The organism is Tessaracoccus oleiagri, from assembly GCF_900103275.1.
Taxonomy (GTDB): domain Bacteria; phylum Actinomycetota; class Actinomycetes; order Propionibacteriales; family Propionibacteriaceae; genus Arachnia; species Arachnia oleiagri.
The window spans coordinates 220,324-233,402 of sequence record NZ_FNGP01000005.1 but is presented as its reverse complement, the minus strand read 5'-3'; the positions used below and the strand labels follow the sequence as shown (position 1 = coordinate 233,402).

Below are 13,079 nucleotides of genomic sequence, written 5' to 3'. Positions count from 1 at the left end.
GCATCGCGCGGGGGCCGCTAATCTAGGGTCCTATGACCGAAGAAGCCCAGTTCGACCCGGAAGCCTCCCTCGCGCGCTCCACCGCCCGCAGCCTCGAGATCGAGGGGGAGATCCGCGAACACCCGGAACGATTCCGCATCCTCACGGGCGACCGCCCCACCGGTAACCTCCACATCGGGCACCTGTTCGGCTCGCTGGAGAACCGGGTGCGCCTCGCGCGTGCCGGGGTGGAGACCTTCGTGCTCATCGCCGACTACCAGGTCATCACGGACCGCGACGGGCTCGGCCCCATCCGCGAGCGCGTCTACTCGCTGCTGACCGACTACCTCGCCGTCGGCCTCGATCCCGATCGCGTGACGTTCTTCACGCACTCGTCGCTGCCCGAACTGAACCAGCTGATGCTGCCTTTCCTGGCGCTCTCCACCGACGCGGAACTCCGCCGAAACCCGACCGTGAAGGCCGAGCTGGACGACACTCAGGGGCGCCCCATGTCCGGGCTGCTGCTCACCTACCCGGTCCACCAGGCCGCCGACATCCTGTTCTGCAAGGCGAACCTCGTCCCGGTCGGCAAGGACCAGCTGCCGCACCTCGAGCAGGCGCGGGTCATCGCCCGGCGCTTCGACGAGCGGTTCGGCCGGGCGGACGAGTCCCGCCCCGTCTTCCCGCAGCCGGAGGCGCTGCTGAGCAAGTCGGGAACTGTCCTCGGCCTCGACGGCACCAAGATGTCGAAGTCGAAGGGCAACACGATCGAGCTGGGGTTCACCGCGGACGAGACCGCCAAGCTGATCAAGCGCGCGGTCACCGACTCGGACCGGCACATCACCTACGACCCGGCCAACCGACCCGAGGTGTCGAACCTCGTCAACATCGCGGCACTCGCGAGCGGCCGCGACCCGTACGACGTCGCAGCGGAGCTCGGTGACGCCGGCGGTGGCGGGCTGAAGAAGCTGGCCACCGAGGCCCTCAACGAGTACCTCGCCCCGATGCGCGCCCGTCGCCAGGAGCTCTTGGCCGACGAGGGCTACCTCAGCGGCGTCCTGTCGCGCGGCAACGAGCGGGCGCGCGAAATCGCGGTGCAGACACTCGACGAAGTGCGCACCGCGATGAAGATGGTCTACTGATCGCCCTTGACCTCGACGCCGTCGACCACCCGGCGGCGGCGTCGACGGGGCTTGCTCGGCCGCTCGGTGCGCTCCGCGCGCCGACGCTCGCGATGCTGCTGCGGCTTGGCCTCGGCCTCGTGGCGGGCGGGCTTCGGAGGGACGATGCGTCCCTTGGTGCCCTCCGGGATACCGAGGTCCGAGTACAGGTGCGGCGATGAGGAGTAGGTCTCGACCGGCGTCGGGATGCCGAGGTCGAGCGCCTCGTTGATCAGCTTCCAGCGGTGGAGGTCCGCCCAGTCGACCAGCGTCACGGCGACGCCGGTGTTGCCTGCACGGCCGGTGCGGCCGATGCGGTGCACGTAGGTGGAATCGCTGTCCGGGCACTCGTTGTTGATCACGTGGCTGACGCCCGTGATGTCGATGCCGCGCGCGGCCACGTCGGTGGCGACGAGGACCCGGATCGTGCCCGCCCGGAACTTCTTCAGCGACCGCTCGCGGGCGGCCTGGTTCAGGTCACCGTGGATGGACGAGGCCGCGAACCCGCGGTCCACCAGGTCGTCGGAGAGCCGCTGCGCGGCGCGCTTGGTACGGGTGAAGATCATGATCTTCTCCGCATCCTCGGCCTGGATGATCCGGGCGATGACCTCGGGCTTGTCGAGGTCGTGCGCCTGGTACACGAACTGCTTGATGTCCGGGACGGTCGCCTGCGCGTCCTCGCCCTCGGCACGGATGTTGATGGGACGGTTCAACCGCGAACGGGCGAGCGTCAGGATCGGCGCCGGCATCGTCGCGGAGAACAGCATGGTCTGGCGGGACCTGGGCGTCTTGTCGAGGAGTCGCTCGACGTCGGGCAGGAAGCCGAGGTCCAGCATCTCGTCGGCCTCGTCGAGCACGAGCACCTGCACCTCGGAGAGGTCCAGCGCGCGCCGCTGCACGAGGTCGAGCAGCCGACCCGGGGTGCCCACGACCACGTCGACGCCCGTGGCCAGCGCGCCGAGCTGGTCGTCGTAGCTGGTGCCCCCGTAGATGGTCAGGACCCGGGTGCGGAGTTGCTTGCCGGCCACGGCGAGGTCGCGGCCCACCTGCACGGCGAGCTCGCGCGTCGGGCAGATCACCAGGCCCCGGGGCTTGCCGTGCGACGGCTCCTCCTCGGCGAGGTGCTCCATGCGGTGGAGCATGCTCACGCCGAACGCGAGCGTCTTGCCGGTGCCGGTGCGGGCCTGGCCGATCAGGTCGGTGCCCCCCAACGCGAGCGGGATCGCGAGCGTCTGGATGGGGAAGGGCCTGATGATGCCCACTTCCGCCAGCGCTTCGGCGATCGGCTCGGCGACGCCGAGATCCAGGAACGTGTCTTGTGCTACCTGCTCAGTCAGGATCAAACCTCTTGCTCGGGCGGACGGGATGTGTCCGCGACGCCTGATCCTATCAGGGAGCGACTCGGCCGGCCCTATACTGCGCCGAAGCCCACCGGCCGTGCGTGCGCGGAGCCGAGCTCGATGAACCCGACGCGCCGTGCGGGCACGAGGACCTTGCGTCCCTTCGTGTCGGTGATCTCCAGGATGCCGTCGTCGGCGAGGGCGGACTTCAACTGCGCGCCGAGCTCCTCGGCGGAGGCCTCCGTCTCGAGGCTGATCTCACGGGCGACGTCGGCGATGCCGAGCTTGATCTCCATGCAATGTTCCCTTCGTTCATGGTTCACCCTAGCGCGGCGGGGCAACCTGGAGTCGCGCCACGACGGCGGTGATGTTGTCCTTGCCGCCGGCCTCGTTCGCCCACGCGACCAGGCCCTCGGCCACGGCTTCGGGCCGCGGGTCGGTCGCGGTGTGGGCGCTGACCAGCCCGCACATGGCCTCCGGGGAGCTCGCGTAGTTCCAGAGCCCGTCGGTGCACAGCAGCAGCCATCCGTCGGTCGCCGGCTGGAAGGTGGTCACCGAAGGGGTGACGTTGGTGGCGCTGCGCCCCAGCCACTTGGTGATGGCGTGGGCGTGCGACGACTGCTCGGCGTCGTCGCGGGACATGCCCAGCATGATGCGCGCCTGGGCCATGGAGTCGTCGGTGCTCAACAGTCGGCAGCTCCCGTCGTCCCCGACCCAGTAGGCGCGGGAGTCGCCGACGTTCGCGATGGACACCGACTCGGGGGAGACCTGTGCGGCGATCAGGGTGCAGGCGGCCGGCTCGTCGCCGACCCTCGCCCCGAGCACCGCGCGGTTCGCCTCGACGAACGACTGGACGAAGGCGACGTTCTCGGGGGTGCCGGCGGAGAGCTTCTCGACGAGCGTGGCGATCACCGTCTCCGTGGCGACGAGCGACGCGAGCTCGGATCCCGCGGCCGAGGAGACGCCGTCCGCGACGGCGATCAGGGCGGCCCGCCCGGGCGACTCGCGGACGGCGATGCAGAAGGCGTCCTGGTTGGTCCGGTGGCGCGTGCCCACGTCGCTGCACCCGGCGATCCAGCTGGCCGGGGTGCGCGTGTAGTGCGCCCGCTCTGACCTGGACATGGGCTCCTCCTGTGACTTCCGACCGGACGAACTTACCGCCTCCCCGGTCCGCGGGCGAGGAAGACGCCGACGAGGCCGCAGCGCGACCGCGGCGGTGCGGTTTGTCGGTGGTGTGTGGTTGCATGGCGGGCATGTGGAGACTGCTGCCCCCGGACCCCGTGCGCGTTCCCGATCCCACTCCCCGGCAGCGGGAGGCGGCGGCACCAAGGCCGGGAGTGACCGTCGTGGTGGGGGGCCCGGGGAGCGGGAAGACCGAGACCCTCGTCGCGGCGGTGGCGGCCCGGGTGCGCGAGGGCGCCCCCCTCGCGGAGTTCGCGGTGCTGGCGGGTTCCCGGTCGGCCGCCCAGGCCGTCCGGCGGGACGTCGTCGCGCGCGTCGGACGGGCGCAGGCGTCGCCCACCGTGACCACCGTGCATGGGCTCGCGCTGGGCCTGCTTCGGCAGTTCCAGCCCGCCGACGAGGTGCCCTGGGCGCTGCTGCGCGCGCCGCAGCAGGAGCAGCGGATCCGCGACCTGCTCGCCAGCCCCCGGGTCGCATGGCCTGAGGAACTCCGCCCCGCCCTCGGCACCCGGGCCTTCGCCCGCCAGCTCAGGGAGGTGCTGGCCAGGGTGCGGCAGCGCTCCTGGGACGAGGAGCGGCTCGCGGCGATGGCGGTCGAGCGGGGCGACGCGACCCTGGCCGCGATCGCGAACTTCCTCGACGAGTACCTCGCGGTGGGCGACCTGGAGCACACCCTCGACTACGCGGAGCTCGTCTACCGCGCCCGGCTCCTGGTGCGCGACGAGGCCGTCGCGGCCTCGCTGCGCGACCGCTTCCGCGGCGTCCTCGTCGATGACGCGCACGACCTCGACCTCGCCCAGGCGGCGTTCCTGGGCGACCTCGCCGGGCTCGGCCTGCCGCTCGTGGTCTTCGGCGACCCCCAGCAGGCGGTGAGTGGTTTCCGCGGGGCGGACCCCGAGGGCATGCTGCGGCTCCTCGAGTTCCACCCCTCCACCCGGATCGACCTCGACGTGGACCACCGGCACGGCACGCAGGTGGCCGAAGCGCTGGAGTCGTTGCGAACCCGACTCGACGCGCGGCTCGCCCCGGCCCCGGCAGCCCCGCGCTCCACCGAGCCCGGGAGCGTCACGGTGCGCATCTACGACGATCCGCCCTCCGAGGCCGCGCACGTCGCCGACGAACTCCGGCGCGCGGTGGCCGACGGCGCCGATTGGGGGGACCTCGCGGTGATCATGCGGGCAGGGAGGGCCCAGCTGGCGCCCATGACCCGAGAGCTGCTGAGGCTCGGGATCCCGGTGGAGGTGGCGGCCGACGAACTCGTCCTCGCGGAGGAGGAATCAGTCGTCACCCTGTTGCTCGCGCTCGACGTCGCGGCCTCGGGCGGCGCACCCGATGCCGACCAGGCACGGCTCCTCCTCAGCTCGCCGCTGTGCGGGCTGGACGCCATCGCCCTGCGCAGGCTCGGGCGTTCGCTGCTCGCACGGCACGCGCAACTCGGCCATTCCGACCAGCTCCTCGGGCGCTGCCTCGCCGAGCCGCAGTTGCTCGAAGGGCTCCAGGTCCCCGAGGCGAAGGCGGCCGCAGGGCTGGCTGTGACGCTGCGCCACGCCGCGGAACAGCTCGGACAGGGCCAAGAGGTCCAGCACGTGCTCTGGCAACTGTGGTCCTCCACGGACTGGCCCGAGCGCCTCCGCGCGACCGCGATCGAAGGGTCACGGCGAGCCAACCACCATCTGGACGCGGTGGTCGAGCTGTTCGAGCGGGCGTCGCGCGAGCCGGTCCGGCGGGGGGCAGCGGGCGCCCGGACCTTCATCCGCGAGCTCGCGGGCGAGGAGATCCCCGCGGACACCGGGCGCGAGCTCGCGGCCCGCGGGACCGGCGTCACGCTCACCACGGCGCACCGGGCCAAGGGACGGCAGTGGCAGCGGGTGTGGGTGGTGGGTGTGCAGGAGGGCAGGTGGCCGCGCCTCACTCCCGGCGGCCTGTTGCTGGACCCGGGGCGGGTCCTCGACGGCTCGCCGCGGACACTCGGCGAGCAGCTGCGGGAGGAACGTCGGCTCTTCCACCTCGCTTGCTCGCGGGCGGCCACGCACCTCCACGTGAGCGGGGTCCGGGGGGCCGAGGGGGAGGCGAGCGAGGCGTCGCGGTTCGTCCACGAGCTCGGCGTCGTCGCCGAGTTCGTGCCCGGGCGGCCGGCCCGGCCCATGACCGCGGCCTCGCTCGTCGGAGAGCTCCGGGCCGCGGCGGCCGACGTCGAGCAGCCCGAGACGCTCCGGCGCGGCGCGGCGCGGCGCCTGGCCCACCTGGGGGAGCGGGGGCTGCACACGGCCCGTCCCGAGGCCTGGTGGGGACTGGCGCGCCCGACCACGCCCGCGCCGCGCCCCGACGGGGCGATCTGGCTGAGCGGGACCGCGTTGGCGGAGCTCACCGGCTGTCCCCGGCGCTATTTCCTCAACCGGCGCGCCAAGGCCTCACGGCCTCCCCAGTCGCGGGCCTCCATCGGCGACGTCGTGCACCTCATCGCCAAGCACGCCCAGCTCGACGGCCTCGGCCTGGCGGACATGCGAGCCGAACTCGGCAAGGTCTGGGATCGCATCCCGTTCGAGGCGGAGTGGCTGAGCGCGTCGGAGCGGGTGGAGATCGAGGCCGGGCTGGAGCGCCTCGCCAACTGGTTGGCCGAGCACGAGCGGGACCTGCTCGCCGTCGAGCAGCGGTTCGACGTCACCATCGAGGTCGAGGGCCGCCAGGTCGTGCTCCACGGCTTCGCCGACCGCATCGACCTGCTCGACCGCGACGGGGACCGGCCACGCCTGCGCATCGTCGACTTCAAGACCGGCCGCACCCGGCGCACCGCCGCCGACGTGGCCGACGACATCCAGCTCGGGGTCTACCAGTTGGCCGCAGGCGAGGGGGCCTTCGACCACCTGGCGCCGGGCGTGCGCGACGTGGAGGCTCCGGCCCTGGTGTTCCTCCGGCACGCCGTCGGCGAGTTCCCCGCGGTGGTGGAGCAGTCCACCCTTGCCGCCGTGCCCGAGTTGAAGGACGAACCGCTCGAGGTGGGGCCCACGTGGGTCCATGACCGGATCGCCCAGGCGGTGCGGACGTTGGAGGTCGGCGACTTCCCGGCCACGGAGAACCCCGCGTGCAACTACTGCCAGTTCAAGGCCGGGTGCCCGGCGTTCGTGAAGGAGATCGGCCGATGAGGCTGCGCACCACGGAGGACCTCTGCGAGGCGATCGGCATCCGCTTCAGCGACGAGCAGCTCGCCGCCATCACCGCACCGCTGGAGCCCGGTGTCATCATCGCCGGCGCGGGCACGGGGAAGACGACGGTGATGGCGGCCCGCGTCGTGTGGCTGGTGGGGAGCGGCCAGCTCCGGCCCCACGAAGTGCTGGGGCTCACCTTCACGCGCAAGGCCGCCGCGGAGTTGGCCGAACGGATCCGCGGCGCCCTGGCGCGCGCGGGCGTCCGCTCCGACGATCCCGACGAGGGCATGGAGGTGGTCTCCACCTACGACTCGTTCGCCGCTCGCCTGGTGGGGGAGTTCGGGTTGCGGGGAGGGCTGGACACCGAGCCGGTGATGATCACCGGGGCCACGCGGTTCCGGTTGGCGGAGCGCGTGGTGCGGGGCGCGCGCGGACCCTTCCACGCGCTGTCCCGGCTGAGCCACCACTCCATCCCCGAGCGGGTCCTCGGGTTGGACGCCGAGATGCAGTCGCACCTGGTCGGGGTCGAGGAGGTCGCGGCCTTCACGTCGCGGGCCGAGCAGTGGTTCCGCGACGCGCCCGGGTACGGCAAGAAGGTCGTCAAGCCCTACGCGAAGATGCTGGAGGCGGCCGCCCAGCAGCAGGAGCGGCTGGAACTCCTGCGCCTGGTGGCGGACTACCAGGAGCTGAAGCGGGAGCTGGGCGTCGTCGAGTTCGCCGACCAGCTGCGGACGGCCGAGCAACTGGCTCGCACGGTCCCGAGCATCGCCGCGGAACTGCGGCAGCGCTACGCGGTCGTGCTGCTCGACGAGTACCAGGACACCTCGTCGGCGCAGGCGAAGTTGTTGACGAGGCTCTTCGCCGGCCATGCGGTCACCGCCGTCGGGGACCCGTACCAGGCCATCTACGGCTGGCGCGGCGCGGCCGCCAGCAACATCCTCCAGTTCCCGGCCGACTTCGGCGATGGATCGGCGGGCGACTACACCCTGTCGGTCAACCGCCGGTCGCAGACCCGGATCCTCGACGTCGGCAATCGGCTGGCCAGCACGATCCCGGGGGAGAAGGGCGTCGCCCTCCGCGCCCCGGGGGGCACGGGCCCGGGATCGGTCGAAGCGGCCAGGTTCGACACGGAAGAGGCGGAGATCAGGCACCTCACCGAGCAGGTCGTCGCGCTCGGCGCGGGCTCCCGGTGGTCCGAGATCGCGGTGCTGTGCCGCCGCAACGCGACGATGTCCCCGATCTTCTCCGCGCTGCGGGCCGCCGGTGTCCCCGTCGAGATCGTGGGGCTGGGCGGGCTCCTGGGGCTGCCGGAGATCGTGCCGGTCGTGGCGACCATGCGCATCCTGGACGACGCGACGGCGAACCCCGCCGTCGCGGCGCTGCTGACGGGCGCGCGGTGGGGGATCGGCCTGGCCGACATGGCCGCGTTGGGACGGCGCGCCGAGGAACTCCTCGGCGACCGGACCGGCGACGGTGGAGCCGGTCTCTCGGATGCGCTCGAGCAGACGGTGACCGGGTCCGACCCGGGAGAGGTCGTCTGCCTCCTCGACGCGGTCGCCGATCCTCCCGCCGACCTCAGCCCCGAGGGCCGCCGGCGAATCCAGAGGTTCCACGAGGAGTTGCAGCGGCTGCGCGCCCACGCCACCGAGCCCGTCGCCGACCTCGTGCTGCGCATCATCCGCACCCTCGGTCTCGAGGAGGAGCTGCTGGCACAGGGCGAGGAGACGACGCAGTTGGGTCGCTTCGTCGCCGCGTGCACCGACTACGTCGCCGTCGACGGTGACGGCTCGCTGGCCGGCCTGATGGCGTACCTCGACGCCGAGGAGGACCGCGGGGTCGGACTCGAGCAGGCCGTGGTCAGCGATGAGAACTCCGTGAAACTGCTCACCGTGCACCGGGCGAAGGGCCTCGAATGGGACCACGTGTTCCTCCCCGGACTGTCCGACACCGTGTTCCCGGCGCAGTACCGAAGCGGCTACTGGCCGCTCAGGGCGGCGACCCTCCCCGCCCCACTGCGCGGCGACGCCGAGAGCGTGCCGCAGCTCGCCGAGTTCACCGAGGAAGGGCGCAAGCTGTACGAGGAGGAGGTCCGGACCGACCACGGGTACTCCGAGGACCGCCTCGCGTACGTCGCCGCCACCCGAGCTCGGCACCACCTCGTCGCCACCTGCCACCTGTGGTCGCCGGGCGCGAAGCGCCCCCGTAAGGAATCACGGTACTTCCGGGTGATCTGGGACGAGGCGGCCGCCCACGGGCAGACGCTCGACGAGGTGACCGACCCCGAGGTGAACCCGATCGAGAAGGTCCTGGCCACCGCTCCGTGGCCGACGAAGGCACCGCCCGAGGCGGTCGAGGCGCAGCTCGCGGCCGCGGAACTGGTCAGGGCCGCCGTCGGCACCGACGACGAGTGGGTCACCACCTCCGGCGCGCTCGCCCCCGAGGTGGAGGCCGCGTTCCGGGACTGGGACGAGTCGGCCGCCCACGTCATCGCCCACCGCGACCGCGGCGCGGCACGGGTGGTGCGGTTGCCGCGCGGCCTGTCGGCCACCGCGCTGATCGCGCTCCGTGACGATCCCCAGGCGTTCGCCGAGGGGCTGCTGCGGCGCATGCCGCGCCGGCCCTCCGGGTCGGCGCACCTGGGGACCCGGTTCCACGAATGGGTGCAGCGACGCTTCCAACTGCCCGGCGGGTTCGACGAGTTCGAGCGGCACGAGGCACCGCTGGAGGAGCTGATCTCGGCATTCGAGGCCGGCCGGTTCGCGCACCGCAGTCCGATCGCCGTCGAGGTACCGTTCGCCATGGTCGTCGGCGACTACCAGCTGCGCGGCAGGATGGACGCGGTGTACGAGTGGGACGGCGACGACTTCGACGAGATGGTCGTCGACTGGAAGACCTCCCACGGAGAGGCCGACGAGCTCCAGCTCGCGGTGTATCGTCGCGCTTGGGCCGAGGCCCGCGGCCTGGACCTCGAGCGGGTGGGGGCAGCCTTCTACTACGTCCGCACCGACCGGCTCGTCCTCGCGAAGGCGTCGCCCAGTCTCGTCGACGAAGCACTCTCACTCTGAAGGGAGCCCCGTGCGCTGGAAGCAACCATCGAGCCTGTTCCGGACCCCGGGCGACGGCCAGGGCCCGACGGCGGTGCTGGACGTGGGTCCCGACGGCGACGTGGCGCTCGAGCCGTCGCCGGGCGAGAAGCCGCGGGAGGGCGACATCCTCATCGGGCTCTACGACGGCACCGTCTGGTACGCGCGGCCGGTGCCGACGACGCCCGCTGCGGTGACGAACTTCCGCGCCACACCCAACGAACTGATCGCCACGGCGTCGTCGCTGGTGCGCTGGCACGCCTCCGGCCCGAGGTGCGAGCAGTGCCACGGCCCCACGGTCATGGAGTTCAGGGGCCAGCGCCGCCGCTGCACCGAGTGCGGCGCGTTGCTGTTCTACCGCACCGACCCGGCCGTGATCGTCGCCATCACCGATGAGGACGACCGCCTGTTGCTCGCACGGCAGCGCGCCTGGCCCGAGGGACGGGTTTCCGTGATCGCCGGCTTCGTGGAGCCCGGGGAGTCCCTGGAGCAGGCTTGTGCCCGTGAGGCGATGGAGGAGGTGGGCCTTGCGCTGACGAGCATCAACTACTTCGGCAGCCAGCCGTGGCCGTTCCCGCGTTCGCTGATGCTCGGCTTCACCGCCATCGCCACAGACCCGGGTGCGCTCGCGGTGGACGGGGAGGAAATAGTCGAGGCCAGCTTCCTCACGAGGGAGGAGCTGGCCTCGAAGCTGGGGGCGGGGAGGATCTCCCTGCCGGGGCCGGCGTCGATCGGGCGGGCCCTGATCGACGCCTGGCGCGGTTAGGACGACTGGTGCAGTTTCGACGTCTCGTCGTGGATGTGGCTCGCAACCTCGGCGAGCTTCTCCCGGTGGGCAGCCGCGTGGTGTGCACAGAAGAGCAACTCGCCGCCGCTGCGCAGGAATACGCGAAGGTAGGCCTGGGCTCCACAGCGATCGCAACGATCCAATGCTGTCAGCGTCGGGTCCGTCATCGTTTCAGTCATGTCGACCTCCTTCACAAGGGTTGTGTCCATAACAACGTACCCGGTGGGTCATAAATTCCCAGCACCTCCGGCCGCATTTCGCTGCGGGCTAATCGGTCAAGGGTCGGATAAGGTGGCGCAGTGCAGTCCTCCTCACACAGCAAGCAGCAGCGGTCCCGCGAGTACGAGGCGAAGAACCTTCTCGTCCTCGAGGGGCTCGAAGCCGTCCGCAAGCGCCCCGCCATGTACATCGGTTCCACCGACACCCGCGGCCTCATGCACTGCCTCTGGGAGATCATCGACAACGCCGTCGACGAGTCCCTCGCCGGCTACGGGGAGACGGTCGAGGTGGTGCTGGGCGGCGACGGGTCCATCACGGTCCGCGACCAGGCGCGCGGCATCCCCGTCGACATCGAGCCCAAGACCGGGCTGAGCGGCGTCGAGGTCGTCTTCACCCGACTCCACGCCGGCGGCAAGTTCGGCAACTCCTCGTACAACGCCACCGGCGGTCTGCACGGCGTCGGCGCCTCGGTCGTCAACGCGCTCAGCTCCCGCCTCGACGTCCAGGTGGACCGCGGCGGGGCGACGTGGGAGATGAACTTCCGGCGCGGCGTCCCCGGCACCTTCGATGGGGACGGCCCCGACGCCCCCTTCACCCCCGGCGGCACGCTGCGCAAGGTCGGCCGCGTCGCGAAGGGCAGGACGGGCACCCGGGTGCGGTACTGGCCCGACCGCCAGATCTTCCTGCACGACGCGGAGATCAGCCTCCAGCACCTGCAGGAGCGGGCTCGGCAGACCGCCTTCCTCGTGCCGGGGCTGGCCATCGAGGTGCACGACCTGCGCGGCGACGAGCCGACGCACGAGAACTTCCACTTCGTGGGCGGCATCACCGAGTTCGCGGAGTTCCTGTCCCACGACGCGCCGGTCACCGACGTCCTGCGGCTCCAGGGCCGCGACACGTTCACCGAGACCGTGCCGATGCTCGACGAGAACGGCGCCATGACGCCCACCGACGTGGAGCGCGAGCTCGAGGTCGACATCGCGGTGCGCTGGGGCACCGGCTACGACACCGCCGTGAAGAGCTTCGTGAACATCATCGCGACCCCGAAGGGCGGCACCCACGTGCAGGGGTTCGAGCGGGGCCTGCACCGCGCCTTCACCCGGTCGCTCGAGGGCACGCGCCTGCTCAAGAACGGCGAGGAGGTGATCAAGGACGACTGCATGGAGGGGCTCACGGCGGTGATCACCGTCCGGCTCGCCGAGCCGCAGTTCGAGGGCCAGACGAAGGAGGTCCTCGGCACCCCGCCGGTCTCCCGACTGGTGGCGCGCATCGTGGAGCAGGAGTTCTCTGAGTTCCTCACCACGACCAAGCCGGCGCTGCGCCCGATGGCCCGCACGCTGATGGAGAAGGTGGTCAACGCGTCGCGGACGCGCGTGGCTGCGAGGGCCCACAAGGAGAACCAGCGCCGCAAGACCGCGCTCGAGTCGTCCACGCTGCCGCCGAAGCTGAAGGACTGCCGCAGCAGCGACGTCGACTCCACCGAACTCTTCATCGTCGAGGGCGACTCGGCGCTCGGGACCGCCAACGTGGCCCGCAACTCCGAGTTCCAAGCACTGCTGCCGATCCGGGGGAAGATCCTCAACGTCCAGAAGGCGTCGCTCGGCGACATGCTGAAGAACGCCGAGTGCGCCGCGATCATCCAGGTCGTGGGCGCCGGGTCCGGCCGCTCGTTCGACCTCGACAACGCGCGCTACGGCAAGGTCATCTTCATGGCGGACGCCGACTCCGACGGCGCCCACATCCGCACGCTGCTCGCGACGCTGTTCTTCCGCTACATGCGTCCGATGGTCGAGGCCGGCCGCGTGTACTCCGCGGTCCCGCCGCTGCACCGCTTCGAGCTGACGAAGCCGAAGCGGGGCTACGACAAGTACATCTACACGTACTCCGACGCCGAGTACCAGCGCACGGCCGCCGAGCTCACGAAGAAGGGCATCACGTTCAAGGAGCCGCAGCGCTACAAGGGCCTGGGCGAGATGGACGCGCACCAGCTCAAGGAGACGACGATGGACCCCCGGCACCGCACGCTGCGCCGGCTCACCGTCGACGACATCGAGGCGGCCGAGCACGTGTTCGAGATGCTGATGGGCAACGACGTCGCTCCCCGCAAGGAGTTCATCGTGGAGGGCGCCTACAACCTCGAGAGCGACCGCATCGACGCCTGAGCCCATGTCCGGCGTAGCGTG

General features: G+C 71.4%; 9 protein-coding genes. 5 read left to right on the top strand and 4 right to left on the bottom strand.

The window, feature by feature from the left end; all coding sequences use genetic code 11:
• Positions 1-32 precede the first annotated feature (32 nt).
• Positions 33-1,121 carry a tryptophan--tRNA ligase gene (gene trpS, locus BLR46_RS13450; protein WP_093253178.1) on the top strand — a complete coding sequence of 363 codons (1,089 nt, stop codon included), beginning with the start codon at positions 33-35 and terminating at the stop codon, positions 1,119-1,121.
• On the opposite strand, the gene BLR46_RS13445 is transcribed toward trpS, so the two are convergent.
• Genes BLR46_RS13445 through BLR46_RS13435 form a run of 3 tightly spaced genes read right to left on the bottom strand, consistent with a single transcriptional unit; the run spans position 1,115 to position 3,601 of the window.
• Positions 1,115-2,524 carry a DEAD/DEAH box helicase gene (locus BLR46_RS13445; RefSeq protein WP_093253175.1) on the bottom strand — a complete coding sequence of 470 codons (1,410 nt, stop codon included), beginning with the start codon at positions 2,522-2,524 and terminating at the stop codon, positions 1,115-1,117. The two genes, trpS and BLR46_RS13445, sit on opposite strands and share 7 nt — an antisense overlap.
• A gap of 26 nt (positions 2,525-2,550) precedes the next feature.
• Positions 2,551-2,775 (bottom strand): DUF3107 domain-containing protein, encoded by a 225-nt coding sequence (locus BLR46_RS13440; RefSeq protein WP_093253173.1) that lies wholly within the window; start codon positions 2,773-2,775, stop codon positions 2,551-2,553.
• 28 nt (positions 2,776-2,803) lie between these two features.
• The gene (locus BLR46_RS13435; protein WP_093253171.1) at positions 2,804-3,601 is read right to left on the bottom strand and encodes a PP2C family protein-serine/threonine phosphatase; all 798 of its coding nucleotides are present in this window, start codon (positions 3,599-3,601) and stop codon (positions 2,804-2,806) included.
• Positions 3,602-3,732: 131 nt separating this feature from the next.
• Here BLR46_RS13435 and BLR46_RS13430 point away from each other — a divergent pair, with 131 nt between their 5' ends.
• The 3 genes from BLR46_RS13430 to nudC are packed head-to-tail and all read left to right on the top strand — an operon-like array spanning position 3,733 to position 10,656.
• Positions 3,733-6,804, top strand: coding sequence for an ATP-dependent helicase (locus tag BLR46_RS13430; protein WP_176761784.1), 3,072 nt, complete (start codon positions 3,733-3,735; stop codon positions 6,802-6,804).
• Positions 6,801-9,872 (top strand): ATP-dependent helicase, encoded by a 3,072-nt coding sequence (locus BLR46_RS13425; RefSeq protein WP_093253166.1) that lies wholly within the window; start codon positions 6,801-6,803, stop codon positions 9,870-9,872. Before BLR46_RS13430 ends, BLR46_RS13425 begins: the two co-directional genes overlap by 4 nt.
• Before the next feature lie 10 nt (positions 9,873-9,882).
• Positions 9,883-10,656, top strand: a complete 774-nt coding sequence (nudC, locus tag BLR46_RS13420) for an NAD(+) diphosphatase (protein ID WP_176761783.1) — start codon at positions 9,883-9,885, stop codon at positions 10,654-10,656.
• Here the strand turns inward: nudC and BLR46_RS13415 are convergent.
• On the bottom strand, positions 10,653-10,856 hold the full coding sequence (locus BLR46_RS13415; protein ID WP_093253315.1) for a DUF7455 domain-containing protein: 204 nt from the start codon (positions 10,854-10,856) through the stop codon (positions 10,653-10,655). The genes nudC and BLR46_RS13415 overlap by 4 nt on opposite strands.
• Before the next feature lie 120 nt (positions 10,857-10,976).
• Between BLR46_RS13415 and BLR46_RS13410 the strand changes: the two genes are divergently transcribed.
• Positions 10,977-13,058 carry a DNA gyrase/topoisomerase IV subunit B gene (locus BLR46_RS13410; protein WP_093253161.1) on the top strand — a complete coding sequence of 694 codons (2,082 nt, stop codon included), beginning with the start codon at positions 10,977-10,979 and terminating at the stop codon, positions 13,056-13,058.
• Positions 13,059-13,079 lie beyond the last annotated feature (21 nt).

Coding starts and splice junctions, on each gene's coding strand:
- trpS (WP_093253178.1), top strand. CDS start 33: ATGACCGAAGAAGCCCAGTTCGACCCGGAAGCCTCCCTCGCGCGCTCC.
- BLR46_RS13440 (WP_093253173.1), bottom strand. CDS start 2,775: ATGGAGATCAAGCTCGGCATCGCCGACGTCGCCCGTGAGATCAGCCTC.
- BLR46_RS13435 (WP_093253171.1), bottom strand. CDS start 3,601: ATGTCCAGGTCAGAGCGGGCGCACTACACGCGCACCCCGGCCAGCTGG.
- BLR46_RS13430 (WP_176761784.1), top strand. CDS start 3,733: ATGTGGAGACTGCTGCCCCCGGACCCCGTGCGCGTTCCCGATCCCACT.
- BLR46_RS13425 (WP_093253166.1), top strand. CDS start 6,801: ATGAGGCTGCGCACCACGGAGGACCTCTGCGAGGCGATCGGCATCCGC.
- BLR46_RS13415 (WP_093253315.1), bottom strand. CDS start 10,856: ATGACTGAAACGATGACGGACCCGACGCTGACAGCATTGGATCGTTGC.